Origin of the sequence: Caballeronia glebae (genome assembly GCF_001545035.1) — a bacterium.
Lineage (GTDB): Bacteria > Pseudomonadota > Gammaproteobacteria > Burkholderiales > Burkholderiaceae > Caballeronia > Caballeronia glebae.
Map to the genome: position 1 here is coordinate 50,880 of NZ_FCOJ02000039.1, position 24,055 is coordinate 74,934.

The window sequence follows — 24,055 nt, forward strand, 5'->3', positions numbered from 1 at the left end:
TGGCTCAAGCGTCGCGATAGACCTTCGCGAAGCGCGCCGCTTTCACGACGCCGTAATCGCCCGGCGCATATTGCATGACCCAGTCGCCGGCGTCGCCGGTGAGCGTGTCGCCGGCGGCCGATCGCGCGATCGAGAAGGGCTCGTGCATTTGCTTCGCGAGCACGACGCTCGGACGGTTGCGATAGACGCCAGCCTCGCCGTGCGCGATACCGCCTTCGGGCACGTACTTCGGATCGAAGCGCTCGCGCGACACGACCCAGCGCTCGCCGCTGCCTGCAGTGACGATGGCGTCGCCGCTTGCGTAGCGGTTCGGGCCTTCGAGACTCATGAGTTCGCCCGCGGCGGCCGCGAATTCGACGGCGACGGCTTCGTCTTTCACGACGCGGCGCGCGGCGGGATCGGTAGCGAGATCGAGTTGGGAAACATGGAGCATGGTGCGATCGGGAGTGACGGTGAGGGAGCGGATCGTAACGGCATTCGCGTCAATATGCACCTTCGCGCACGAAAAAACCCGCATCGTGCGATGCGGGTTTTCCGGTTCTGCGCTCGTTCAGGGCTTCGTCGTCGAAGCCGCATCCGCGGGCGCCGCATGCGGACGACGATGCGCAGTGTGATGCGCCTTGCCGTGGTCCGAGCGGAAGCTCGTATCCGCCAGTTTCTTCTGCTCGGGCGAAAGGCTCGTGTAAAGCGGCTCGAAAGCCTCGACGAGCCGCTTCGTGCCGTCGGCGTTGGCTTGCGTGATCTGCTCGTATTGCTTCATGTCGTCGAGCGCGGACATCGAGTCGCGCTGCGCGATGCGCTGCCGGTACAGATCGGCCATCGTGCGGCCGTTATCGCGCATCACGTCGGCGAACCTGGACCACTGCTCTTCCTGCTGCGGCGTGATCTTGAGGCTCGAATGCAGTTGCGCGATACGCTCCTCGACACGCGCCTCGCGCTTGCTGGCGGCGGGTGCGGATGCAGCGGCCTGCGCGGCCGGCGCCGATGCGGCAGCGGGCGCCGACGACTGCGCGAAAACCGGGCTCAATGCGCAGAAAGCGGCCAATGCAACGAGTGTTCTTTTCATTCAGATTACCTTCGATCGATATGGAGAGCGGCGTGCTTCGTAAGCTGCGTCGAAAGGCAGCGCGACGATCACGCCATCGGCGGATATTAGTATCACGATTGCGTGCGGATTCGGCCGCATTGCCACAACTGCTTACATTCGAAACGTCTCTGGAAAAAACGCAGTGGATACTTTGTTGAGCATGCGGGTTTTCGTCGCCATCGTCGAGGCGGGCAGCCTGAGCGCCGCAGCCGAGCGATTTTCGATCTCCGCGCCGATGGCGGGCAAGCATCTTCAGGCGCTGGAGGCGCGGCTCGATGCGCGTCTCATCGTGCGCACGACGCGCCGTCAGAGTCTGACCGAGATCGGCCGCGAATATTATGAACGCTGCCGTCGCATTCTCGCGGAAGTCGACTCGGCCGATTCGCTCGCCGAATCGATGAGCGCGACCCCGCGCGGCGTATTGCGCGTCACCGTGCCGCTGACTTACGGCGTGCAGTTCGTCACGCCCGCCGTGACCGAGTTTCTCGCGGCGTTCGCGCAGATCAGCGTCGAACTCGATCTGACCAACCGCATGGTCGATATCGTCGAAGAAGGATTCGACGCCGCCGTGCGTATCGGCACGCTCGCCGATTCGAGCTTCGTCGCGCGTCCGCTCAAGCCGTACGCGATGACGGTGTGCGCATCGCCTTCGTATCTTGCGCGCGCGGGCACGCCTTCGACGCCCGCCGATCTCGCGCGCCACGAATGCCTCGGTTTCGTGCATCGGGGTCGCGAGGCGGGCTGGCGGCTCGAAGGCGAGGACGAGGCGATGCATGCGCGCCGCACGCAGTCCGCACGCTTTCGCACGAACAACGGGCAAGCGCTCAAAAAGGCCGCGCTCGCCGGCTTCGGTCTCGTGCTGCAACCGCATGCGCTCGTCGAAGACGAATTGAGAAGCGGCGCGCTCGCCGCCGTGCTGCGGGACTTCCTGCCGAAGCCTTCGCCCGTGCATCTCGTCTATCCGCGCGATACGCGCACGACGCCCAAGCTCGCGAGCTTCGTCGATTTCATGGTGACGAAGCTCGGTGTCTGACGGGCGTTCGTTCCGCGTTGTCTCGGCGATAATGCAAAACACAAAATGCCGAATGCCAGATGGCATTCAAAACGCATAACGCAGAACACAAAATGCCAAGGACGACGCCTACATGAGACCGCCGCGCCTCGACCAGCTCGACGACATCGATCGCAATCTCATTGCGCTTTTGCAGATGAACGCACGGGAAAGCGTCGCGAATCTCGCGCGGCAACTGGGCGTCGCGCGCACGACGGTGATCGCGCGCATTGCGCGGCTGGAGAAAAACAACGTGATCGCGGGCTACGGCGTGCGGCTCGGTCAGGACGTGCTCGATGCGAGCATTCAGGCGTATGTCGGCATCAAGCTCGCGCCGAAGTACGGCCGCGACTTGCAGAAGCGCTTTGCGCGCATGCCGGAGATTCAGTTGTTATGCGCCGTGAGCGGCGAATTCGATTACGTGGCATGGCTGCGCGCCGATTCGCCGGATCGCCTGAACGATCTGCTCGATGAAATCGGCGCGCTGGAAGGCGTCGAACGGACGACGACGTCCATCATTCTCGCGCGCAAGATCGAACGCGCCGGTTAAACATCGATCGATACGAATCGCATTGTTCGATCGTCATAACGACGAAAAACATCGTCGAAGCGCATCATTTTGCGTCTAGGATCAGTATTCGCGCGCTCCTAAACTGTGTGAGGAAGTGGATCGGCCAAACGCACACATAAAGGAGATGAATATGAAAGTGGCCCTCGTCGGCGCCGGATTGATCGGTCAGAGCATTGCCCATTTGCTGCGTGAAACGGGGGATTTCGAAGTTGTCGCGTTCGATCGCGACGAACACGCGCTCGCGCTCCTCGATGCGCAAGGCATCCCGACGCGCCGCGTCGATTCCGCCGATACGCCCGCGCTTCGCCAGGCATTGATCGGCTTCGATGCGCTCATCAACGCGCTACCGTATTACCTCGCGATCAACGTTGCGTCTGCGGCGAAAGCGGCGGGCGTGCATTACTTCGACCTGACCGAGGACGTGCGCGCGACGCACGCGATCCGTGCGATAGCCGACGATTCCGAACTCGCGTTCATGCCGCAATGCGGTCTTGCGCCGGGCTTCATCGGTATCGTCGCGCACGACCTGGCGAAGCGTCTCGACGATGTGCGCATCGTTGCGATGCGCGTCGGCGCGTTGCCCGAGTTTCCGACCAACGCGCTCAAGTACAACCTCACGTGGAGCATCGACGGCCTCATCAACGAGTATTGCCAGCCGTGCGAGGCGATCCGCGAGGGTCGCACGCAATGGGTGCAGCCACTCGAAGGTGTCGAGCACTTTTCGCTCGATGGCATCGAGTACGAGGCGTTCAACACGTCCGGCGGACTCGGCACGCTTTGCGAAACGCTCGCGGGCAAGGTCGAGACGCTCGATTACAAATCGGTGCGCTATCCGGGGCATCGCGATCTGATGAAGTTCCTGCTCGACGATCTGCGCATGTCCACCGACCGCGACGGTCTCAAGACGATGCTCAAACGCGCGGTGCCGTCCACGGCGCAGGACGTCGTATTGATCTTCGTCACCGTGACGGGCATGCGGCGCGGGCAGCTTGTGCAGGACGTGTTCACGCGCAAGATTTTCGCGAAGGAGGTGTGCGGCGTGCCGATGAGCGCGATCCAGATCACGACCGCCGGCGCGATTTGCGCGGAGCTCGATCTCTTCCGCGAAGGCGTGCTGCCGCAAAGCGGCTTCGTGCGTCAGGAGCAGGTGCCGCTCGCGGCGTTCCTGAACAACCGCTTCGGCAAGCTGTACGAAGGCGCAAACGCGGTGGCGACGGCTCGTCAGCTCGCGGCGGCTTAACCGGTCAGGCGCGCGAGCAGTTCATCGCGCGCCTTATCGGTCGGCGTCGTGTTGTCGAACATCACGAGCGTCCGGGCGAGCGCTTCATCGGGAAAGAAGAGGCGCTCGCGATATTCCTCCCAATGCGCGAGCTTGTAGGCGTCGTTCGGATCGCCACGCGCGACGATGCGCTCGCGCGCCACGTCTTCATCCACGTGTACCCAGACGACGCGAATGGCGACATCGTCGGCGATGCCGAGCCACGCGCGATCGAAAAGGCGTGCATTGCGCACCTCGCGCGTCAGCGGCGCGACGACCGCGACACTTACGCCGAGCGCGAGATTCTCGGCGGCGGTATCGACGAGACAGCGATACTCCGGATCGCGGAAATGCTCGATGAAAAGCGGGCTGTCGCGATCGTGCGGATCGCCGGTCAGCGCGCCGATCGCCGCTGCGCTATAAGCGCCATAGAGCGTGTCCTTGTCGAGCAGGCAGAAGGGCTCGCCGGTCGTCTGCATGAGCGGCGCGAAGAGCCGTTTGGCGAGCGTCGTCTTGCCGGTGCCGGCATGACCGCAAAAGAAAATCAGATGCTTCACGCCGGATCGATCCTCGAAAGAAGTTGCGAAGTTCATTCATCGTTGCGCGCGCGCCGATACCGGTTCATGAGCGGCGTCGCGGTGATGCCGTGCACGATAACCGAAGCGACGATGGTCGCGATGACGAGCGGCACGAGCGGCCCGGCCGCATCACGCGGCGCATGTTCGAGCGCATAGAGCAAATAATAGAACGAGCCGATGCCGCGTATGCCGAACCAGCTCATGAGGCGTCGCTGCGGACTCGTCGCCTGCGAACCGATGAGCGACGCTTCGACCGCCGCGGGCCGCAACACCAGAAAGAGCGCGACGATGAGCGCGCAGGACCGCCACGTGAACAGATCGCGCCACATCGTCGCGAGCACGGCGCCGACTATCAACATGATCGCCACTTCGGCGATGCGTTCCAGTTCGATCGTGAAGCCGTGCACGCGCTCGGCCATGAATGCGTGCGCGCGTTCGGGATCGGCCGCGGCGGCGCCGACGTCGTCCGCATCGATATTGCCGACCGCCTGGCGAGCGGACTTGTCGCCGCTTGCCTTTTGCTCGACGCGGCGCATGGCGAGACCCGCGGCGAAGACCGCGAGAAACGCGTATGTGTGCAGCAATTCGGCGACGCCGTACGACAACGCGATGAGCCCGAGCGCATAGAAGCCTTCCGGCCCGAGCGCCTGTCCGTGGCGCGTGCGCAGATAGGCGACGAGCCGCACTGAGAGCGCGCCGAGCAGCCAGCCGCTTACGAGCGCGCCCGCGATGCCCCACATCGCCTGCAACGCGAAGTCCCAGTGCAACACCTCGTTCGGCGTCGCCTCGAAGCGGCACACCGCGATGCCGAGCAGCGCGAAAGGCAGCGCGATGCCGTCGTTGAGTCCGCCTTCGCCCGTCAGCGAAAAGCGCAGCAGATCGATGTCGCCGGGCGCTTCTACCTGCACGTCATGGGCGAGCACGGGATCGGTCGGCGCGAGCATCGCGGCGAGCAGCAGCGACGGTCCCCAACTGAGCCCGAGCACATAGACGCCGAAGAGCGTGAGCACGGCGACGGTGAGCACCATCGCGACGAAGCCGAGGCGGATCGGCAGAATCCAGATGCGGTCGGTGGGCGGCACGCGCAGCCGCAGACCGATGGCGAAGAGCGACGCGAGCATCGCGACTTCGGTGATGCGTCTCAGGACCGTCGCGTCTCTCGCGAGGTCGAGCGTCAGCAGATTGGCCGCGCCGGGACCTATCGCAAAGCCGATCGCGAGGTAGCACATCGCGGTGCTGATCGGCAGGCGCTTGAACGTCGAACTGGCGAGGCCCATGAAAATGAGCACGCCGCCTACGACGAGAAACCAGATCGTCTCGATCATGAATGCCTTGGGACTTCGTATGCTGATGGCTGAGCGGACCGCGCGCCGCGATACGCGGGACGCCCGGATCAACCGCAGCACGCGCCGTGCCCGTGTGTCCGAAAAGCGCGCTTCGGGCAGGGTCGCTGCCTGCTCGCCGACTTGCGCGTAATATGCATTTCGATTGCGGCAACGCCATTCATCATCCGCTTCATTCGCACGGTCTTTTGCGTTGTGCATGCAAAGTACCGGGGAGAATCCAACATGTCACAGCACTTCGATGCGGTCGTCATCGGCACGGGACAGGGCGGTTCGCCGCTTGCCGCGCGGCTCGCGCAGAGCGGCAAGCGCACAGCCGTGATCGAGCGGCATCTGTTCGGCGGTACCTGCGTGAACGTCGGCTGCACGCCGACGAAGACCTATGTCGCGAGCGCGCGGGCCGCGCATGTCGCGCGCACTGCGGCGCAGTATGGCGTGATGATCGGCGGCGACATCACCATCGACATGGCGCGTGTGAAGGCGCGCAAGGACGAGGTGATCGGCGGCTCGCGCACGGGCATCGAAAAGTGGCTGCGCGGGACGAAGAATCTCACCGTGTTCCAGGGGCACGCGCGCTTCACGGGACCGCGCGCGCTGTCCGTCGAAGCGAGCGACGGTTCGACGCAAGAGATCGACGCCGATCTCGTTTTCATCAACACGGGTACGCGCGCGGTGGTGCCGAAGGTCGACGGGCTCGAACGCGTGCCGTATCTGACCAACTCGACGATTCTCGAACTGACCGAAGTGCCCGAGCATCTCGTGATCGTCGGGGCGAGTTATATCGCGCTCGAATTCGGGCAGATGTTCCGGCGCTTTGGCAGCCGCGTCACCTTGCTCGTGCGCGGCGAACGGATTCTGACGCGCGAGGACGAGGACGTCGCCCGCGCGATGCAGGACGTGTTCGTGCGTGAGGGCATCGAGTTTCGCTTCGGCGCGGAGACTTCGCGCGTGGAGCCGATCGCGCGTGGCGTGCGCATCGTTAGCGGCGATGAAGTCATCGACGCATCGCATCTGCTGTTCGCGACGGGTCGCACGCCGAACACCGACGATCTGGGCCTGGAGCATGCGGGCATCGCGGTGAACAGGCACGGCATGATCGATGTCGACGGCCAGTTGCGCACCAAGGCGAATGGCGTGTACGCGTTGGGCGATGTGAACGGGCGCGGCTCCTTCACGCATACGTCGTGGAACGATTACGAGATCATCGCTTCAAATCTGCTCGACGGTGAAACGCGCAGCGTCGATACGCGCATCATGGCTTATGCGGTGTTCGTCGATCCGCCGTTCGCGCGCGTGGGCATGAGCGAGGAAGAGGTGCGCAAGGACGGACGCGAGGCGCTCATCGCGACGATGCCGATGTCGCGCGTCGGGCGCGCCCGCGAGCGCGGCGAAACCGATGGCTTCATGAAGGCGCTCGTGGATACGCGCACGCAGCGGTTTTTAGGCGCGGCGATTTACGGCATCGAAGGCGATGAAGCGATTCATACGTTCATCGACATCATGAATGCGGATGCGCCTTATACGACGTTGCAGCGGGCGATGCATATTCATCCGACGGTGAGTGAGTTGATTCCGACGTTGCTTGAAGGGTTGAAGCCCTTGCGGTGAGGTGATTTTGTCTCGTCGTTTCGGTGTAGCGCACGCGGTCATCGAAGCACGGACAACCGATCAAACCTTCACCGGCGGCTTGGCCTCATCTTCCTTCACCACATGCTCGACACGCGTCTCCGGCATCGCGAGCCACACCATCAACACCGCGAGCGCGCCGGCTCCGGCCAGACCGAAGAAGCTCATCGCCGTGCCGAAGCGATCCGCGGCGAAGCCGGCAGCCGCCGTTGAAAGCGTCGCCCCGACGCCCGCGGCAAGCCCAAAGAACCCGATCGTCAGGTTGTAGTGCCCGCGCCCGCCCGCGACATCCGCAGCAATCAGCGGCAGCATCACGCCGAACACGGCCGCGCTGATGCCATCGAGCATCTGCACCGGCACCAGCAGATACGGGCTGCTCACGCCCGCGAACAGAATCGCCCGAATCGGCAGCGCGCAGAAGCCGAGGATCAGCACCGGCCGACGCCCCCACTTTTGCGCCTGCCGCCCGACCCACGGCGACATGGCCGCGACGATGAATTGCGGCACGATGATGCACGCCGCGATCACGAGTTGAACGTTGTCGCCCATGTGCGCGGTGACTTCGCCGGCGGCGAGATTGAGCATCGCCGCGTTCGCCAGGTGAAAGAGCACCACGCACGCCGCGAAAATCAAAAGGCGCTTGTCCTTCAGCAGCTCGCGCAAGGACTCGCGCTCCTCGCCCTCGGGCGTGAGCTTGGACTTGCCGGGCGATGCGCGCGGCACGACGGGCAGCATATCGTAGTGAATCATGCGCAGCGCGAAGATCGCCGGCACCGCGAGCGCGGCCGTCAGGAAAAACACCGAACGCAGCGACAGATACTCGCCGAACGCGCCCATCAGCGCCGCTGTCAGCGCACTGCCGATCGACGCCCAGCGCGCATTGCGGCCGAGCCGGTCGCCGAGATCGGCGCGTGAGACGAGGGCGAGCGAAATCGCCGCCATCGCCGGGACGAGCATGCAACTCGCGAAGCCGTGCAGCACTTCGGCCGCAAAAACCGGGACGAACGTCGGGCTCGCGGCGAGCAACAGCGCGCTCACGATGATCGCGACGATCGCGGAGAGCGCGGCGAACTTCTTGTTGCGCATTGCATCGACGAGCGCGCCTGCCGGCAACTGGCTCGCCATCGCGCTGATCGTGCCGACGGAAAGCATCAGGCCGATCTCGCCCTGCGTCCACTTGTTGGCCGCGAGGTACGAAGCAATGAAAGGGCCGAAGCCGGTCTGCACGTTGGCGACGAAGAAGTTCAGCCAGTCGAGCGCGCGCAGACTGCGTGCAATTACCATATTGTGATTCTGTTATCGATGTCGTTATCCGCTATCTCGTCTGCCGCGCGCCCGACGCCGGCGCTTGCGCCGGCACCGCGCCTGAAGCCGCCGCGCTCGCCGCGCCCGACGAAGCCGTCGCCGACGCCGCGCTCGCAGCCGCAGCCGGCGCAGGCACCACGGGCGACACGATCTTGATCGGTTGCTCGGGCGAGTAGGTCGGCGCGGCCTTCAATTGCGCGTCGTTGAAGTCCATTTGCAGTAGCCATTGCTTGTTGCGCGAGAGTACGTGCAGGTCGCTCCAGTTGGCCGCGACATGCCGCTTGTCGCCCGCGAGCGAACTGGAGAGATCGAGCACGAGCGCCTGGGGTTGAGCCTGGGCGTCGACGAGCACGTCCACCACGCGTCCGATGCGCGCGCCGTTCCTTTGCGCCACCGTCGCATCGACGAGCTGCATGAGATTCGCGGGCGCCTCCGCGACGGGTTGCGGCTTCGGCACCGGATCGGCCGGCTTGCCCTTGGCCGGCGGAGGCGGCGGTACGAAGGTGATCGGCGCGGTCTTCGAGTTCGGCGTGAAGCGGAAGTCCGTCCAAGGAAAGTTGACCTTGCGGTCGCCGACACCGAGGAAGCCCGCGAGATTCACCATCAGGAGCTTCGGTTTCGCGGACCCGTCGACGTACATATCCACCGCACGGCCGACGACCTTGCCGTCGGGACGCTGCACTTCGGCATCGAGCAGGCCGTGCAACTGGTCGTGCTGCATGATGCGCGTCGAGATGATCTGCGGCGGAGGCGGCGGCTCGGGCGGTTCCGGCGGCGGCGTGACGGCCGGCTCCGGCGGCTTTGGCCTGACGACGCGGCGCTTGGGTTTGGGCGCGGGCGCGGGCTTCACGGCGGACGCGGGCTCCGGCGCCTGCACGGCGGGCAGGGGCTCTTCGGGCTCGGCGGAGCCGGTCTCGTCCGGCGACGGGATATAGGAGTGCTCGACGATCGGCGCGGGCACCTGCTGCGGCATCAGTCCGCATGCGGAGAGCGCGAACGCGGCGGTGATCGGCACGCTCGCGGTGAGGCGCAGCGCGCGCAACGTTCGCACGATGGCGACGATAAGCGTGGCCACGCCCAGCAGCAGACGTGTCGCGGCATTGAAGGCGCTGTCCACCCGACACGCTCGCCCAGGCGCGTGAAGGCCGATCGGCGACGCATCACCCCGATGCGAGATACCGCCTGTCATCGCAAAAGCTCCATGGTTCCGAGTCACCTACTTGTGTGGCTTGTTGTTGGATCGGTGCTTGTCAGTTCGATTCGACGTGCGTCAAGCGTCGTTCGTTCAGCGGATTGAATCATGCATGCAAAGTGCATTGTGCCAATCGAATGCTTTCATGCTTCGGGTGGCCGCGTATGCCCATTCGATGCTTTCGCGAGTTGCGCCGCCGTGTCGGGCGCGCCCATCTTCTCGGCCGCGTCGCGTGCGCTGAAGCCGCCCGCATCGCGCGCATCGGGATTGGCGCCGCGCGCGATCAGCAATTCGACGATCTCGACGCGGTTGAACATCGCCGCGATCATGAGCGCGGTGCGTCCGTCGGGCGATGCGCCTTCGACATCCGCGCCGTGTTCGAGCAGCGTTTCGATGACGTCGCGAAAGCCCTTGAACGCTGCACCCGCGATGGGCGTCTGACCATTGTCGTTACGCAGATTCGCGTCGGCGTCGTGCTGAAGCAGGACGCGCACGGCGTCGGCGTGGCCGTGATAGCTCGCGAGCATCACGAGGCTGTCGCCTTTGTCGTTGCGCAGATTCGGCGGCAGGCCCTTGTTCAGAAGCGCATCGAGCATCGTGGCGTCGCCGCGGCGGGCGACATCGAAGACCTCGCTCGCGAACGCGATCATGTCGTCGTCGGGGCCGTCGCCCGATTGCTTCGGCGGGTGCTGCTTCGGATCGTGCTGCATGATTCACTCCATTTCGATCGCGCCGCGTGCGCTGACCTGAGTTTGTCGGGATGCAACCGGTGCGCTCGGCGTCATGCAGCGCCGGTATTTTGCATGCGTTCGAAATGCCTTCAATCTGGCATTCGGAATGCAAGTCGCATGCATGCAAAATGCGAAAACGGACGCGGGATCAACCGGGAGCATACACAGGTTTGCTTGCATTCCGCGCGTTCGGACCGGCCGCGTGGCGCGAACCGGCATGAACCGGCACGCATCGGCGGCACGAACCGGCACGCATCGGCAGCATGAACCGGCAGCACGAACCGGCGGCACGAACCGGCAGCACGAATCGGCAGCACGAATCGCGCCATCCGGTGCGCTTCGCATTCCGCGAGCGCGGCGCTTGACGCGGGTTCGCGCGTCCCGCTAGTCTCGACGCGACTTTCACCGTCCACGCGCACGCACGCGCCATCGCATATGAACCCGACATCATCCGGCTCCGGCGATACGCCGCCTCCCGACATCGCCGTGCCCCGCCGCGCGCCCGCCGCCGAACGCAATCGCGATGCGATTCTGTCGGTCCTCATGCGCGTCGTGCCACGAACGGGCGTCGTGCTGGAAATCGCGAGCGGCACCGGACAGCACGCCGTGCACTGCGCGGCGGCGCTGCCGCACATCGTCTGGCAGCCGAGCGATCCCGATCCGGACGCGCGCGATTCCATCGCCGCGTGGCGCGCCCATGCGGGGCTCGCGAATCTGAACGCGCCGCTCGCGCTCGACGTGCGCAGCGACGACTGGGGCATTGCGAAAGCGGCGGCCATCGTGTGCATCAATATGATTCACATTGCGCCGTGGGAAGCCGCCGAGGCGCTCTTTCGCGGTGCCGGCGCGCGCCTGGACGCGGGGGGCGTACTGTACCTCTACGGACCGTATCGGCGCAACGGCGCGCATACCGCGCCGAGCAACGAAGCCTTCGATCGACAACTGCGCGCGCGCGATCCGGGCTGGGGCGTGCGCGACATGGAAGCGGTCGAGGCGCTTGGAGAGAAGGCCGGGCTGACGCTCGTGGAGACGGTCGCGATGCCGGCCAATAACTTTAGTGTGGTGTTCGAGAAGCGCCCGTAGGAAAGGCCGCGCTCATTTCAAGTTCACATTCAAATTCACGTTCACGCTTCGCTCGGGCGCGCCGCGAACACGTCGCGCCAGGGCACGGTCGCCATCAGCGAGGCCGCGACGATCATCCCGCCGCCGATCCAGCCCGCCGTCGACACATGTTCGCCGAGCCACGCGCTCGCGAACATCGCGCCGAACGCGGGCTCGCTGCCCATCAAGAGCGAGACGCGCGTCGGACTGCTGCGGCCGATCGCGTAGTTTTGCGCGAAGAACGCGAAGAGGGTGCACGCGCACACGAGATACAGCACCGATCCCCAGAACATGCCGTGACCGGCGAGCGCGGGCAACGGCTGCCATTGCGAGGGCGCGAACATCAAGGCGATGACCGCGCTGCCCGAAGCAACCACGCCCGCCTGCACCGCCGTCACCGTGAGCGCTGGCAGCGGCGCCGCGCGCAACACGCGCTTGGTCGCGCAGACCGATACCGCGCGCAGCACGGCGGCGGCGAGGATGAGCCCGTCGCCGAAATTGAAGTCGAAGGCCAGCGCGCCATCGCTCGCGAGCAGCCACGCGCCCGCGAACGACACACCCACGGCGAGCCACTCGGCCGCGCCCGGACGCCGTCTGAGCAGCGCCCATTCGACGAGCGGCGTCAGCACGACGCACAAGCTGATCAGGAAAGCGGCGTTCGCGGCGCGCGTGTGGAGGACGCCGAACGTCTCCGCGAGAAAGATCGCAAGCAGCAGCAGCCCGAGGACGAGCACGCCGCGAAGCGTCGCCGCGTTCGCGTGTCGCAGATGCCGCAAGTTCGCGGCGAGCAGGCAGAACGTGATGCCGAAGCGCAGCGCGAGCAGCGCCAGCACCGGATAGAACGCGAGCGCGGTCTTGACGACGCCGTAACTGCTGCCCCACACCATCGCGACGGCGAAGAGCAGCAAATCGGACAGGGGAAGCAGGCGTCGTGCGGGCGATTCGATGGTCATGCGTCGGCTCCGGTGCGAGAGAGCCATCATTGTCGAATGATGCGGCCGACGCGATAATCGGGTCCCGGCGCACAGCTTTCTTGTCACGAACGCACAAATGAATCCAGCCGATCTCTTCGATCTGATGCCCGACATGGCCGTGTTCGCACGCGTCGTCGATGCGGGCAATTTTTCGGTCGCGGCGCGGCAACTGGGCAGCACGCCGTCGACGGTCAGCCGCCAGATCAAACGTCTTGAAGAAGCGCTCGCCACGCGTCTCCTGGAGCGCTCGACGCGCAAGATCCGCGTCACGGAGTCGGGGCTTCAGGTCTATCGGCACTGCCGCGACATGGCCGCGGCCGCGTCCGGCGCGGTCGATGCGGCGGGGCGGGACGCGGGCAAACCTCAAGGCCGCGTCGCGTTGTCGGCGCCGACGGCCTATGCGAAATCCGTGATTCACCCGCTCGTGCCGGCGTTTCTCGCGGCCTATCCGGATGTCGATTTGCAGCTCGTCTTCACCGATCACGACATCGATCCGCTCGACAGCGATGTCGATCTCGTCATTCGCGCGACGAGTCATCCGCCGCAAGGACTCGCCGCGCGTCCGCTCGGGCGCGTGCGCTGGCTGCTGTGCGCATCGGCGGACTATCTGCGCGAACGCGGCGCGCCGCTCAATCCGCGCGAGCTCGCGCATCACGATTGCATCCATCTGGGCGAAACCGCCGACGATCATCGCTGGCGCTTCAGCAAAGACGGCGAAACGATGACGGTCGCGGTGCGGGGACGCTATATCGCGAATCACGCGGGCGCGCGGCTCGAAGCGGCCGAAGGCGGGCTCGGCATCGCGGCGCTGCCGGAATTCGCCGCGCGCGACGCACTCGCGTCGGGCAGCGTGCAGCCCGTGCTCGCGGACTGGGACATGCAGGCGCGCGCGTATCAGGGGCCGGTGTGGCTGCTTTATCCGCCCAATCGCTTTCTGCCGGCGAAGGTGCGCGTGCTGATCGATCATCTGCACGCGCATCTCGGTCGGCAAACGTGACGTTTGCGCGCAGCCGCGAACCACGCTGATCCGACGCGCGCCGAAACGAACGACGCCGTGTAGACTGCGAATGGTCGTTCATTGCGCCGCGTGAAAAGCGGCGTTCAAACCGATCTCCCTTCACCGGAGGCGTCGTACATGCACGCAGCAGTGCCGCAAGACGAGCAGGAAGGCGGTTCCATCGATACATCGGCCAGGCCACCGCGTGATCTGCGCCGCGTCGACATTCACCCCGATCATTGGTTTCCGCTCGCGTGGTCGCGCGAGATCAAGGCCGGTCATGCGCATGGCGTGCGTTTCGCGGGCGATCCGATCGTGCTCGTGCGCACCGCGTCGGGCAAGGTGTTCGCGCTCGAAGACCGCTGCGCGCATCGGCAGGTGCCACTGTCGGCGGGCGTCGTCGACGGGGAATCGATCCGCTGCTGCTATCACGGCTGGACTTACGACTGCACCGGCCGCTGCACCGACATCCCTTATCTCGGACGCGAGCGCCTGCCCAACGGCGTGCGCGCGTATCCGTGCCGCGAGGCGGGCGGGCTCGTGTTCGTGTTCACGGGCGACCCGGCGCTCGCCGAGACCGCGAAGTTTCCCGAGCTCGGCTCCGCCACCGATCGCGCGTACAAAACCCGCCGCTTCGGCCGCGCGGTGAAGTGCCACTATTCCTTCATGCACGAAAACCTGATGGACATGAACCATCAGTTCCTGCATCGGCGGCAAATGGGCAGCATGCGCGCTCGCTCGCTCGGCAGACGGCGCGGTGACGACTGGATCGAAGTCGACTACGTCTTCGCGCGGGAGGCGGGCAAGCAGCCGATCGGCGAGGCGCTCGTCTTCGGGAAAAAGCGTGACGCGAAGCCCGACGCCGATCAGAAAGACGTGATGACGATTCGCACCGAATACCCGTATCAGACGCTCAAGATCCGCACCAAGGACGACACGATGGTGATGGACCTGTGGATCGCCTATGTGCCGCTCGACGCCGAGCAGCGCACGAACCGCACGTTCGGCCTGTTGTCGATCCGCCGCCCGAAGATTCCCGGCCTGCTCGATGCCGCGTGGCCGTTGCTCGTGTGGTTCACCGAGCGCATCTTCAAGGAAGATCGCTGGATCGTCGAGCGCGAACAGGAGGCGCACGACCGGCAGGGCGCGGATCACAATCACGAGGTGTTTCCGGTCATCAACGAACTGCGCGCGCTTTTGATCGAGCGCGGCGTGCCGCACGGCACGGGCCGGAACACGGGCGACACGCGGCGCGTGCATTTCATACAGCCGGTGCAGGAGTTACCCGCATCCTGAGGCGCGAGCGGATTGCACGCTTCGCGCCGCGGCGCTATACACAGAACAGAAACCACCTACGGAGGATCATCACCATGAACAGCGACCCGACCAAGCCGGGCGACGACGAATCGGGAATCGGAGAGGCGCATCCGGAAGTCGAGCATTTCGACGCGGCCATCTCGCACGTCGACGAATCCTATGCCGCCGGCAAGATGGCGGCCGGCGCGGCGAAGGGCATTTTGTACAGCATCATCGAGACGCTCGGCGCGCTCGTCGGCGATCCGGACCTGCCCGCGCATGCGCGTTCGGGCTATGAAGGTCTGCTCGAAACGGCGCGCGAACTGCGCGGGAAGATCGAGCACTAAGAAATCTCATCGATCGATTCGATCGATCGGGCGGCGCAAGCTTGCAAGCGTTCGCCCGATGTCAATTTGACGTCGGCACATCGTCGGGTAAATGTCAGAACAATCTCGACGTAGCGCGGACGCTCATCATCTAAAAAGAGCACGAACGGCCATCGGACGTTTTTACCGATGGTCGTTCGTGCTTTTCTCTTTGTTCAGACCCCGAAAACAGCGTGCAGGCCTGCAGCGCAGGATTAACGCGAGCCTTGTCCAGCAAGGCTGTTCGTCGTTGCCTGGCGGCGGAATCTCTTTTTCGATCTAGCTGCGGCGCCATCGCCCGGTCTCGCTGAAGCCGTGGTACGGCCACATTGACGTCAGCTTTCTGTCAGTTTCAAGACTGGTTGCCCAATATCTGCGAGCCAGAAAATACTGGTTAACCAGACAGTGAAAAAAAACGACACCAAAATGTGTCTTTCTTTCCCATTCGGTCTGTAAACCATACACTTGCCAGCGATAAAAGTTACGAGTTGAAACATAACGAAGTTGCCACGGCGGCACCGGTTCCAAGACTCGCACGCCAGCAAATTGCCCACCGATTGAGGAGAAAAAATGAAGGGTTTCACGATGACCAAAGCAGCCATCGTCGCAGCCACGGCGTTCGCAGCCGCGGCACCGGCGTTCGCGCAAAGCAGCGTCACGCTGTACGGTATCGTCGACGATTCGATCGTCTATCAGAGCAGCCAGACCAATCTGGCCAAGACGAATCCGGGCCGTTCGAACATCAAGACCGCGTCGGGCATCTGGGCCGGCAGCCGTTTCGGTTTGAAGGGCGCTGAAGATCTCGGTGGCGGCAACAAGGCCATTTTCCAGTTGGAATCGGGCTTCGACATCAACAGTGGGCAACAGCAATTTACCAACGCGATGTTCGGCCGCCAGGCATGGGTCGGCCTGACGAACCCCGCCTACGGTACGTTGACCGCGGGCCGCCAGTACACCTCGTACTACACGCTGCTTTCGCCGTATAGCCCGACGAACTGGCTGACCGGCTACTTCGGCGCGCACCCGGGCGATCTGGACGGTTTGGACACGATCTACCGCGCGAACAACTCGATCGTCTACACGTCGCCGAAGCTCTATGGCGTGACGGTGAGCGGCTCGTACTCGTTCGCTGGCGTGCCTGACAGCGTGTACCAAGGCTCGACCTGGTCGGCGGCGCTCCAGTATCAGCAAGGCCCGATCGGTGGTGCGGTGGCGTTCTCGCGCATCAACAACGCGGCCAACGGCGGCGGCATCTACAGCGGTCAGTCGACCACCATCAACGATACGACGAGCACGACGGGCGGCGGTCAGCCGGGCGTGTCGGCGGTGACGGCGGGTTATCAGCGCGCCCAGGCGCAGCAGCGCCTTGCCGTTGCGGGTGGCTACCAGTTCAACAGCGCGTGGGACATCTCGGTCACATACACGAATGTTCAGTACATTCCGGGCGTGAACTCGCGATTCACCGACGAAGCCGTGTTCAACACGGCCGGCACGGTGCTGCACTGGAAGGCGACGTCGGCATGGGACTTCGCGGCGGGCTACAGCTATACGTGGGCCAGCAAGGCGAACGGCGTCAACGACGCGGCTTCGTACCACCAGTTCAACCTCTCGCAGTACTACTCGCTGTCCAAGCGCACGGGCCTGTACGCACTGGAAGCATTCCAGCGCGCGAACGGCAACACGCTGGCTGTTCCGACGAACACGTCGACGAATGCCCAGACGTCGGCGAACGCAACGATCGGCGATGGCTTCCAGAGCGCGCCGTCGGCATCGCGCAGCATGTTCGCTGCGGGCGTGGGTATCATCCACCGCTTCTAAGCGACGCACTGCGGCAAGACGCATTAAGCATTACGCATGTTGCATGCAAAAAACCGGACGCCTCGGCGTCCGGTTTTTTTGTCCACACGCGGCGCGGTGCGCAGCGTCAGATGAACATGCCGCCCGATACCTCCACGCGCTGCGCCGTCATCCAGCGATTGCCGTCCGAAAGCATCGACACAATTGCGCCGCCGATATCGTCCGGCAAACCCGCGCGCCCGAGCGCCGTGTTGTCCGCGATGAACCGGTTGGTCTCGTGATCGTCGCGCACGCCGCCGCCGCCGAAGTCGGTCTCGATCGCGCCCGGCGCGATGGTGTTCACCGTGATGCCGTGCGGCCCCAGTTCCTTCGCGAGATAGCGGGTGAACACCTCGATTCCGCCTTTCATCACGGCATATGCCGCGAATCCCGGCAACGCGAAACGCGTGAGCCCGCTCGACACGTTGAGAATCGCGCCTTCCTCGTGCAGAAAGGGCAGGAGCGTCTGCGTCAGAAAGAAAGGCCCCTTCAACTGGATATCGACGAGTTGGTCGAACTGCGCGGGCGTCGTCTCCGCGAAGAGCGCGTGAATGCCGATGCCGGCGTTGTTCACGAGAAAATCGAAGTTCTCGCGCTCGAACGTGTCTTCGAGCGTTTTGCAGAGCGCGTCGCCGAAAGCGGCAAAGGTGTCGCAATGGGCGACGTCGAGTGGCAGCATGGCCGCCTTGCCGCCGGATTGGGCGATCTCATCGACGAGCGAGCGCGCCGCGTCCGCGTTGCGGTTGTAGGTGCCGATCACGCCGGCGCCTTCCTGCGCGAGCTTCAGGGCGGCGTTGCGTCCGAGTCCGCGGCTCGCGCCGGTGATGACCGCGATCTTGCCGCTCATGGTTCCATTCACGGTGACGTCTCCTTTTATTGCGTGGCCGATTGGTTCAATGTAGGACGGCGCGACGCGCGCAGGAAAGGCGCGTCGATGCTGCAATGCACAGACGGCGGGCGCGGCCCTTGCTGCATGGTGGCGATCGATGCACATACCGGAGAACCGCACCATGGCCAATCATGAAAGCAAGGAAAGCAATTCGGAGTCGCGCGCGAGTCTCGAACGCCCGTTCAGGCTTTTCGCGGTCGAGCAGCGCGTGCTCGCGCAGAACGTCGACGGCAAAGTGATCGACATCGGCGCAATGGATTCAAAAAACGGTCAGTTCCGCGCCTGCATGGATTCGGGCGAGATCGCCACGGAGCCGAAGCGCAGCGCCGAGCTTGCGTTGAAGGCGCTCGTCGGCAAGCTGTCGTTCGATTATCTCGACGGCCTGTTCACGAGCGAGCGCGAAGCCGAAGTGAGCGGCCGTCTGCAAGATTACCCGGGCGTCGAGTTCGAACTCGACGAGACCTTGCCGCGCGACATGACCGACCGCAGGCCACCGCATCTTTTCTAGCGATCAGATGCCAGGCGGCTTCCCGATGGGCGCTTTGGCCGGCGTCGCGGTCGTGGCGCCCTTCGTCGCGGGGATATCGGCGCGCGGCGGAAACATCGCGCCGACGAGCCTGTCGACGAAAAAGAAGAACTTGTCCGATGCATAGCCCGCAACGAACGCGATCGCGAGCGGCGACACGTCCTTGCCGCCTTCCAGCAGCTTGCTGAAAAGCCCGATCGAAATTCCGACGATGATCGCGCTCGTCACATGCGCGCGATTCGCGACCTTCGAATGCTCGGGATGGAACGTGCTGGCGGCCGAATCGGCTGAGAGTTGCCGCAGAATCGCGGCGCACGCGCCGAGCCACGCATAGAGCACCGGCAGCAGAAAACCCGTCACCGCGCCGACGATCGACAAGATGATGTCGTTCGCATAGAGCGCCATCGCGCGAATGTCCTGATAGACCGCGATCTTCTGAAAGCCCTGCGCAACGGCGTCGAGATCGGTCGGTGGATGCGCGTCGCCCGGTTCGGCGTTGGGCTTCGCGAGCAGCGGCAGCGTGATCTCCAGCACCTTGCGCGCGACATCGGGATTGCACTGCCAGTCGCCGCTCGCCACTTTGCCGCCGTAATACTTCGGCGAATGCGATGTGCGATATGCGCCCTGAAAATTGAGCACGTTTTCTTCGGCGTCGCAGGGCGCTTTATAGGGACTGCGGATCGCGCCGAGGCCGAGACTCGTCGTGAATGCGCTGATGCGCGAGACATCGGCGAAAAGCTGCCGGTTGTTCGTCGCGAAGTTCTGTAGCTCTTCCTTGATCTGCAACGCGGGCTGCGAGTTTTGTAGCGCGATTACGGCGGCCGCGTCCTTCTGCCTGTCAGCATCCGCGATTGCGACTGCGTGCGCCTGCAACTGATTGTGCAAGAGGAGCGCGGCGGCATCGTTGGACTTGACGACGACGGCGATATCCGTAGACACCTGATTCGCGACGAACAGCAGACACGACAGCGACACGACGAGCAGCGTCAACGCGATGGCCGAGCGCGTGTAGATGCGGATCGCGCGACGCGCGCCTTGCCGCGCCTGGTCGCCCGCCGTCTCCGCGACGACCGGCGTCACCGCGTGCGCGATCCGGCTCATCGCCGCGTAAAACGCGCTCTCGATCTCGGGATTCCATGTGTGATCCTGCTGCGCGGCGCGAGCCTTCGACATCGCTTCTATGTCGTGCTCGTCGAGCGGCTTGCCGTTCTGCGCGCCGTACGAAACCATGTCGCGACAGTGGTCGAGATCGTCGGCAATACGCCGCCCGGGATACTGCACGGATGCCGCGATGCGGCCCATCGCGGCATAGAACGCGCTGCCGATCGCGCGGCTCCAGATGCCCTGATCGAAGGCGGCTCGCGCGCCGCGCACGGCAGCGACATCGGATTCGTCGAGGACGGTGCCGGTTTCGGCCGCGTGCGAGATAAGTGCCTCGCATTTGGCGATATCGGCCTGAGCGCGCGGCCCGGGCTGGCCGTCGCTAAAGTTGTCGTCGTTCGCGTCGTCGTCGGTGCCGTCACGCGCGGCGTGTGCGGAGAAATCCGTCGTCGTAGGTGAGCTCATGCCGGTCTCCTCATGTCCGGGCGGAGCTCAGGCTGCGGGCGGACGTCGGCCCGAGCCGTGCGCATCGGGCAGATGGTTTCACATGCAACTAATAGTCGTTTGCGTCCCAAACGTCTGATAGACGAATGACAAGTGTCGATTTTGAACGGCGTGCGCGTGTGAATTTACGGATCATCATTTGATCTGGATTGCTGAATGAATTATCGAGCCGGTGCTGTTTTCGATAGCGCGTCGCCGGTATGACGAAAGACGCCTCCAGATAAGGAATAGGTAATCCGCGCGCGCTTCGCAAGCACGCGGAGGCGCAAAGCGCCGCTCATGCGAAAGCGCGCTGGATTTTGGCGGAAAAGCGAGGGGTCCGGAACGCGACGAGGCGAACGCGCGCCACACGGCTTTTACGTCGATGTGCGATGCTAGTCGAGCAGCGGCGCACGGGGCGCGCCGCGCTCAAACGCGGGGTGAATCATGAAAAGAACGCCTTTCGCCACTGTAGTCGTCCTTGCGGCGACCACGCTTGCCGCACCGGTTTTCGCACGCGACGACGGCCCACGCTTCGCGCAGGATCGGCTCGATGCGCTTGTCGCGCAACACGCGCAAGCGAGCCGACACATCGCTCAAGAGCCCGCGCAGAAAAGACACGCACAGTCGAAAGCGCAGCAACACGGCGCTTCATGATCTGACGTTGTTTGCGGCCTGAGGAGGACCGGCGTGCAACGCGCCGGATGAGATCGTTCGTGCTCAAAGGTATGAAATTTGCGACCCCGGCCCTGGTGCTCCGCGGCGATGTGCCGACGATCCTCCTCCTCATTACCCTCATACAAACCCATGACAAGGAAAGCCTTATCGACCGCGATTCTCTCTGTCTCCTTTTTAGCGGCGGGCTGTGCGGGCATTGGCCCAAGTCGCCTGAAGGCCGATCAGGTGGACTACGCACGGGCGCTCGGCGATGCTAAGAAGCGTGAAATTCTGGCCGCGATTGTCGGATTGCGCTTCGCGGACGCGCCGTCGTTCCTCACGGTGAGCAGCATCATCGCAGCCTATACGTTCGATACGACGGGCGGCCTCTCGGTCAATGCCGGCTCCGGCGCGCAGCCGAACTACGCGCTGGCGACAGGCAGCGTGTCCTACTCGAATCATCCGACCTTCACGTTCACGCCGACCACCGGCGATGCCTATGCGAGCGCCTATATCCGGCCGCTTTCGCCGACGCTCGTGATGCCGCTCGCCGAAAGCGGCATTCCGATCGACCTGTTGTTGCGCATCACCGCGCAGTCGATCAGCGGCTTGCAGAATGGCACCGCGCTGGGCGGGCCGAACGCAGCGGGGTCGCCCGAGTTTTTTCAGCTACTGCGGGTGTTGCGCAGGTTGCAACTCGCGGGCGAATTGAACATCGAAACGCGCAATGCGGATGACGACAAGAGCGGCAAGACCGACAAGAGCGCCAAGACGACCAAGGCTAATAGCGCGGACAAGGGCGGTGTGTTCATCACGCTCGGTGCGACGCGCAGCGGGTCGAACAAAGCGGTCGTCGACGATCTCACGCTCGTCAGAAAGCTGCTGCACCTATCGCCGAAGATGAAGACTTACGAGATCGTCTACGGTCAGTCGTCGGATCAAAACCGCATTCCGATGGTCACGCGCTCGGTGCTCGGCATCCTCACCGATCTCGGCGCGCAAATCGCCGTGCCTGACGAGCAGGTGGGCAACGGCGCGACTAAGCCGAGCATCGGGTTGATAGGGGGGGAAACGCGGCCGACCATCGTCGTGAAGGTCAGTGAGAAGGTGCCGAAGGACGCATACGTGAGCGTGCTGTATGACAAGGCCAACTACTGGATCGATCGGGGCGACTTCGATTCGAAATACGCGTTCACGGTCGTGCAAAACCTGATGGCGCTCGCGGAAGTCACGGACACGTCGAAGTCGCCGGTCGTTACCATTCCGGCGAACTGAACGGGTGGGCGAGTCGCGGTCCTTCGTCTGCGTTCATGGATGAGAGGCTGTGACAACAATGGCTCGATGAACGGCTACGGCCAGATCGCGTACAGTAGCTCGAATGGGTTTCTAGTAGCAGCAGATTTTCACGCGACATCGGGTCGGCGTGGTTTGGTGCATCATCCGCCGCCGTCATCCTGTATACATCATGCAAAATGCCATAACGCATGATGTATTCCGCATGCAAAAGCAAAGGGCGACATCGCATGGATGTCGCCCTTTGCGTTGCAGCCGGCACTTCTACTTTCTATTTACTGACCGAAGTAGGTGCCGAGCGCACGCGACTGAGCGCCGGTCGTACGGCCCGATTGCGACGAGCCATTGGCGACCGAACCATAGTCGCTCGATTGCGTCGGCGCTTGCGCGATCTGCTGCGCGCTCACGCGGGCTTGGGCTGCCTGGATATTCGATGGATACGACGGATCGCTGATGTTCGGGTTATAGCCAGCCTTTTCCAGTTGAACGAGTTCGGCGCGGACTTGAGCGCGGCTGAGCGGCGCATCCGATTGCTGTGCGAACGCGAGGGCGGGAACGGCGAGAGCAGCGGCGACGGCGACTGCGGAAATGAACGTCTTCATGGTAACTACCTCCGATTCGGATTTCTGATCGTGCTGCCGGTTTCGTGTTAAGCAGCTTGTGAACGGAGTGTAAAGACGCGGCTCCCGAAGATCATTCTCGTTTCCGTTGAATGATCTTTGTCGATATCGAAATAATCTCGCGGACGCATCGTTGCATTTCGCGAAAGTAACCGCGCGATGGCGATGGTGGCAGGCTCGCGGATGGCCCGTGCAGATGTTCCGGCGTTGCACCGCATTTATCGATGCAGCTGCATACGACCTGTTATTGCCAATTTCGTAACGATGCTTCTTCGTCGCGGCGAATTATCGTGGCTGCTCGTGGATCTAAACTCTGCGTCGTCGCGCTCGGCCAGTCTCTCTTAGCTTCAGGCGCCGGGTGCATCGAATAACAGGGGAGTCGATCATGAAATCGTGGGTCATCGCAGTCACCGCAGTCGCAGTCCTGTCCGCACCATTCGCGTCGTTCGCTCAGTCGAGCGCGGCGCTGAGCCGCGCCGAGGTTCGCGGCGAACTCGTTCAACTCGAAAGGGCGGGTTATTCGCCCGTTGCGGAAGACGCGTCTTATCCGGCGAAACTCCGGGCAGCCGAAGTGCGCGTCGACGACGTGCGCATCGCTCAAGCGAGGGCGGAAGGATATGGTTCGTCGACCGGCGCAGCGGGGCAATCGGGCCGCGCGAGCAAGCGGGTCGATGCACAAGGCCTGTTCTTCGGGCAATAACGTGATCGGTAATCGGTAATCGGTAATCGGCTCGCATAACGTGCGCGCTCTGGTCGATTGCATACAGAACTCAAAATGCGCTTCTCGCCGTCAGTGACGCGAACGTGAAGCAACCTCCGCCGCCGGATTGCCGGTGGTTTTGCCCAGTCCGGTTTTCGGCTGGGCTTTTTTGCGTCTCAGCGCTCTTCGACTAAGGCGAAGATCCAGGGTTAACGCGATGCTATTCGCGGCGAGAAAGTCGCAAACATAATTAATCAACCGTCCGGTCGGTTAATAGTTATACTCGCTCCATCGCATCTCAAAAAAGACGGCGGAGCCCCGCATGTACACCCAATCCCTCGATATCCCAAGCCCGGCCCACCCCGGCGACTCTGCGACAAACCCCACCGCTTGCGCCAACCAGACCCGCTTCGACGCGATCATGCAGGCCGACGGCAAGATCGAGCCGCAGGACTTCATGCCCGAGGCGTATCGC

23 protein-coding genes and 1 pseudogene are annotated in these 24,055 nt (G+C 63.7%); 13 read left to right on the forward strand and 11 right to left on the reverse strand.

Annotation, left to right across the window (positions count from 1 at the left end; all coding sequences use genetic code 11):
* Positions 1-4: 4 nt before the first annotated feature.
* Both AWB82_RS23965 and AWB82_RS23970 read right to left on the reverse strand, forming a co-directional pair.
* A complete protein-coding gene (locus AWB82_RS23965) occupies positions 5-433 on the reverse strand; it encodes a PGDYG domain-containing protein (RefSeq protein WP_086971691.1) in 429 nt (142 codons plus the stop codon).
* 117 nt (positions 434-550) lie between these two features.
* Positions 551-1,066, reverse strand: a complete 516-nt coding sequence (locus AWB82_RS23970) for a Spy/CpxP family protein refolding chaperone (RefSeq protein WP_086971656.1) — start codon at positions 1,064-1,066, stop codon at positions 551-553.
* A 163-nt stretch (positions 1,067-1,229) separates the two neighbouring features.
* Here AWB82_RS23970 and AWB82_RS23975 point away from each other — a divergent pair, with 163 nt between their 5' ends.
* The 3 genes from AWB82_RS23975 (at position 1,230) to AWB82_RS23985 (ending at position 3,949) form a co-directional block, all read left to right on the forward strand.
* Positions 1,230-2,120, forward strand: a complete 891-nt coding sequence (locus tag AWB82_RS23975) for a LysR family transcriptional regulator (RefSeq protein ID WP_086971658.1) — start codon at positions 1,230-1,232, stop codon at positions 2,118-2,120.
* Positions 2,121-2,232: 112 nt separating this feature from the next.
* Positions 2,233-2,688, forward strand: coding sequence for an Lrp/AsnC family transcriptional regulator (locus AWB82_RS23980; protein WP_086971659.1), 456 nt, complete (start codon positions 2,233-2,235; stop codon positions 2,686-2,688).
* Positions 2,689-2,839: 151 nt separating this feature from the next.
* Positions 2,840-3,949, forward strand: a complete 1,110-nt coding sequence (locus tag AWB82_RS23985) for a saccharopine dehydrogenase family protein (RefSeq protein ID WP_086971661.1) — start codon at positions 2,840-2,842, stop codon at positions 3,947-3,949.
* Here the strand turns inward: AWB82_RS23985 and AWB82_RS23990 are convergent.
* Complete coding sequence (locus AWB82_RS23990; RefSeq protein ID WP_407643038.1) at positions 3,946-4,560, reverse strand: AAA family ATPase; 615 nt, start codon at positions 4,558-4,560, stop codon at positions 3,946-3,948. The genes AWB82_RS23985 and AWB82_RS23990 overlap by 4 nt on opposite strands.
* Complete coding sequence (locus AWB82_RS23995) at positions 4,557-5,870, reverse strand: cation:proton antiporter (protein WP_086971695.1); 1,314 nt, start codon at positions 5,868-5,870, stop codon at positions 4,557-4,559. The genes AWB82_RS23990 and AWB82_RS23995 overlap by 4 nt, the downstream gene beginning before the upstream one ends.
* A gap of 243 nt (positions 5,871-6,113) precedes the next feature.
* Between AWB82_RS23995 and AWB82_RS24000 the strand changes: the two genes are divergently transcribed.
* The gene (locus AWB82_RS24000; RefSeq protein ID WP_086971663.1) at positions 6,114-7,496 is read left to right on the forward strand and encodes an FAD-containing oxidoreductase; all 1,383 of its coding nucleotides are present in this window, start codon (positions 6,114-6,116) and stop codon (positions 7,494-7,496) included.
* 60 nt (positions 7,497-7,556) lie between these two features.
* On the opposite strand, the gene AWB82_RS24005 is transcribed toward AWB82_RS24000, so the two are convergent.
* From AWB82_RS24005 to AWB82_RS24015, 3 genes are all read right to left on the reverse strand, one after another.
* Positions 7,557-8,798 carry an MFS transporter gene (locus AWB82_RS24005; RefSeq protein ID WP_086971665.1) on the reverse strand — a complete coding sequence of 414 codons (1,242 nt, stop codon included), beginning with the start codon at positions 8,796-8,798 and terminating at the stop codon, positions 7,557-7,559.
* A gap of 31 nt (positions 8,799-8,829) precedes the next feature.
* Positions 8,830-10,008, reverse strand: a complete 1,179-nt coding sequence (locus AWB82_RS24010; protein ID WP_086971667.1) for a hypothetical protein — start codon at positions 10,006-10,008, stop codon at positions 8,830-8,832.
* 146 nt (positions 10,009-10,154) lie between these two features.
* Positions 10,155-10,721 (reverse strand): ankyrin repeat domain-containing protein, encoded by a 567-nt coding sequence (locus tag AWB82_RS24015; RefSeq protein ID WP_086971668.1) that lies wholly within the window; start codon positions 10,719-10,721, stop codon positions 10,155-10,157.
* Positions 10,722-11,177: 456 nt separating this feature from the next.
* Here AWB82_RS24015 and AWB82_RS24025 point away from each other — a divergent pair, with 456 nt between their 5' ends.
* A complete protein-coding gene (locus AWB82_RS24025; protein WP_086971672.1) occupies positions 11,178-11,825 on the forward strand; it encodes a DUF938 domain-containing protein in 648 nt (215 codons plus the stop codon).
* Between the two features lie 41 nt (positions 11,826-11,866).
* Here the strand turns inward: AWB82_RS24025 and AWB82_RS24030 are convergent, their stop codons facing one another.
* The gene (locus AWB82_RS24030; protein WP_086971674.1) at positions 11,867-12,796 is read right to left on the reverse strand and encodes a DMT family transporter; all 930 of its coding nucleotides are present in this window, start codon (positions 12,794-12,796) and stop codon (positions 11,867-11,869) included.
* Between the two features lie 97 nt (positions 12,797-12,893).
* Between AWB82_RS24030 and AWB82_RS24035 the strand changes: the two genes are divergently transcribed.
* The 4 genes from AWB82_RS24035 to AWB82_RS24050 all read left to right on the forward strand — a co-directional run bounded on the left by AWB82_RS24035 (position 12,894) and on the right by AWB82_RS24050 (position 17,293).
* Positions 12,894-13,814, forward strand: a complete 921-nt coding sequence (locus tag AWB82_RS24035) for a LysR family transcriptional regulator (RefSeq protein WP_086971676.1) — start codon at positions 12,894-12,896, stop codon at positions 13,812-13,814.
* A 138-nt stretch (positions 13,815-13,952) separates the two neighbouring features.
* Positions 13,953-15,110 (forward strand): aromatic ring-hydroxylating oxygenase subunit alpha, encoded by a 1,158-nt coding sequence (locus AWB82_RS24040; RefSeq protein WP_086971696.1) that lies wholly within the window; start codon positions 13,953-13,955, stop codon positions 15,108-15,110.
* A gap of 74 nt (positions 15,111-15,184) precedes the next feature.
* Positions 15,185-15,457 (forward strand): hypothetical protein, encoded by a 273-nt coding sequence (locus tag AWB82_RS24045; protein ID WP_086971678.1) that lies wholly within the window; start codon positions 15,185-15,187, stop codon positions 15,455-15,457.
* 588 nt (positions 15,458-16,045) lie between these two features.
* Entirely contained in the window at positions 16,046-17,293 is a 1,248-nt protein-coding gene (locus AWB82_RS24050; protein ID WP_086971679.1) for a porin, read from the forward strand.
* A gap of 106 nt (positions 17,294-17,399) precedes the next feature.
* On the opposite strand, the gene AWB82_RS24055 is transcribed toward AWB82_RS24050, so the two are convergent.
* Positions 17,400-18,158 carry an SDR family NAD(P)-dependent oxidoreductase gene (locus AWB82_RS24055; protein WP_086971680.1) on the reverse strand — a complete coding sequence of 253 codons (759 nt, stop codon included), beginning with the start codon at positions 18,156-18,158 and terminating at the stop codon, positions 17,400-17,402.
* Positions 18,159-18,321: 163 nt separating this feature from the next.
* Between AWB82_RS24055 and AWB82_RS24060 the strand changes: the two genes are divergently transcribed.
* On the forward strand, positions 18,322-18,708 hold the full coding sequence (locus AWB82_RS24060) for a hypothetical protein (RefSeq protein WP_086971682.1): 387 nt from the start codon (positions 18,322-18,324) through the stop codon (positions 18,706-18,708).
* A gap of 3 nt (positions 18,709-18,711) precedes the next feature.
* On the opposite strand, the gene AWB82_RS24065 is transcribed toward AWB82_RS24060, so the two are convergent.
* Positions 18,712-20,292, reverse strand: a complete 1,581-nt coding sequence (locus tag AWB82_RS24065; protein ID WP_235023418.1) for a hypothetical protein — start codon at positions 20,290-20,292, stop codon at positions 18,712-18,714.
* Between the two features lie 825 nt (positions 20,293-21,117).
* Here AWB82_RS24065 and AWB82_RS24075 point away from each other — a divergent pair.
* Positions 21,118-22,242 (forward strand): hypothetical protein, encoded by a 1,125-nt coding sequence (locus AWB82_RS24075; RefSeq protein ID WP_096031456.1) that lies wholly within the window; start codon positions 21,118-21,120, stop codon positions 22,240-22,242.
* A gap of 293 nt (positions 22,243-22,535) precedes the next feature.
* Here the strand turns inward: AWB82_RS24075 and AWB82_RS24080 are convergent, their stop codons facing one another.
* Positions 22,536-22,862: a DUF4148 domain-containing protein gene (locus AWB82_RS24080; RefSeq protein ID WP_086971686.1), complete on the reverse strand. Its 327-nt coding sequence runs from the start codon at positions 22,860-22,862 to the stop codon at positions 22,536-22,538.
* Between the two features lie 403 nt (positions 22,863-23,265).
* Here AWB82_RS24080 and AWB82_RS24085 point away from each other — a divergent pair, with 403 nt between their 5' ends.
* Together AWB82_RS24085 and AWB82_RS36815 are read left to right on the forward strand one after the other, a co-directional pair.
* Entirely contained in the window at positions 23,266-23,580 is a 315-nt protein-coding gene (locus AWB82_RS24085) for a DUF4148 domain-containing protein (RefSeq protein WP_086971688.1), read from the forward strand.
* A 322-nt stretch (positions 23,581-23,902) separates the two neighbouring features.
* Positions 23,903-24,055 (forward strand): annotated as a pseudogene (locus AWB82_RS36815) (1,2-phenylacetyl-CoA epoxidase subunit PaaA); the annotation flags it as partial.

Coding starts and splice junctions, on each gene's coding strand:
- AWB82_RS24025 (WP_086971672.1), top strand. CDS start 11,178: ATGAACCCGACATCATCCGGCTCCGGCGATACGCCGCCTCCCGACATC.
- AWB82_RS23970 (WP_086971656.1), bottom strand. CDS start 1,066: ATGAAAAGAACACTCGTTGCATTGGCCGCTTTCTGCGCATTGAGCCCG.
- AWB82_RS24010 (WP_086971667.1), bottom strand. CDS start 10,008: ATGACAGGCGGTATCTCGCATCGGGGTGATGCGTCGCCGATCGGCCTT.
- AWB82_RS24040 (WP_086971696.1), top strand. CDS start 13,953: ATGCACGCAGCAGTGCCGCAAGACGAGCAGGAAGGCGGTTCCATCGAT.
- AWB82_RS23965 (WP_086971691.1), bottom strand. CDS start 433: ATGCTCCATGTTTCCCAACTCGATCTCGCTACCGATCCCGCCGCGCGC.
- AWB82_RS24030 (WP_086971674.1), bottom strand. CDS start 12,796: ATGACCATCGAATCGCCCGCACGACGCCTGCTTCCCCTGTCCGATTTG.
- AWB82_RS23995 (WP_086971695.1), bottom strand. CDS start 5,870: ATGATCGAGACGATCTGGTTTCTCGTCGTAGGCGGCGTGCTCATTTTC.
- AWB82_RS24050 (WP_086971679.1), top strand. CDS start 16,046: ATGAAGGGTTTCACGATGACCAAAGCAGCCATCGTCGCAGCCACGGCG.
- AWB82_RS24075 (WP_096031456.1), top strand. CDS start 21,118: ATGACAAGGAAAGCCTTATCGACCGCGATTCTCTCTGTCTCCTTTTTA.
- AWB82_RS24015 (WP_086971668.1), bottom strand. CDS start 10,721: ATGCAGCACGATCCGAAGCAGCACCCGCCGAAGCAATCGGGCGACGGC.
- AWB82_RS24005 (WP_086971665.1), bottom strand. CDS start 8,798: ATGGTAATTGCACGCAGTCTGCGCGCGCTCGACTGGCTGAACTTCTTC.
- AWB82_RS24065 (WP_235023418.1), bottom strand. CDS start 20,292: ATGAGCTCACCTACGACGACGGATTTCTCCGCACACGCCGCGCGTGAC.
- AWB82_RS24045 (WP_086971678.1), top strand. CDS start 15,185: ATGAACAGCGACCCGACCAAGCCGGGCGACGACGAATCGGGAATCGGA.
- AWB82_RS23980 (WP_086971659.1), top strand. CDS start 2,233: ATGAGACCGCCGCGCCTCGACCAGCTCGACGACATCGATCGCAATCTC.
- AWB82_RS24055 (WP_086971680.1), bottom strand. CDS start 18,158: ATGAGCGGCAAGATCGCGGTCATCACCGGCGCGAGCCGCGGACTCGGA.
- AWB82_RS24085 (WP_086971688.1), top strand. CDS start 23,266: ATGAAATCGTGGGTCATCGCAGTCACCGCAGTCGCAGTCCTGTCCGCA.
- AWB82_RS23990 (WP_407643038.1), bottom strand. CDS start 4,560: ATGAACTTCGCAACTTCTTTCGAGGATCGATCCGGCGTGAAGCATCTG.
- AWB82_RS24060 (WP_086971682.1), top strand. CDS start 18,322: ATGGCCAATCATGAAAGCAAGGAAAGCAATTCGGAGTCGCGCGCGAGT.
- AWB82_RS23985 (WP_086971661.1), top strand. CDS start 2,840: ATGAAAGTGGCCCTCGTCGGCGCCGGATTGATCGGTCAGAGCATTGCC.
- AWB82_RS24000 (WP_086971663.1), top strand. CDS start 6,114: ATGTCACAGCACTTCGATGCGGTCGTCATCGGCACGGGACAGGGCGGT.
- AWB82_RS24080 (WP_086971686.1), bottom strand. CDS start 22,862: ATGAAGACGTTCATTTCCGCAGTCGCCGTCGCCGCTGCTCTCGCCGTT.
- AWB82_RS24035 (WP_086971676.1), top strand. CDS start 12,894: ATGAATCCAGCCGATCTCTTCGATCTGATGCCCGACATGGCCGTGTTC.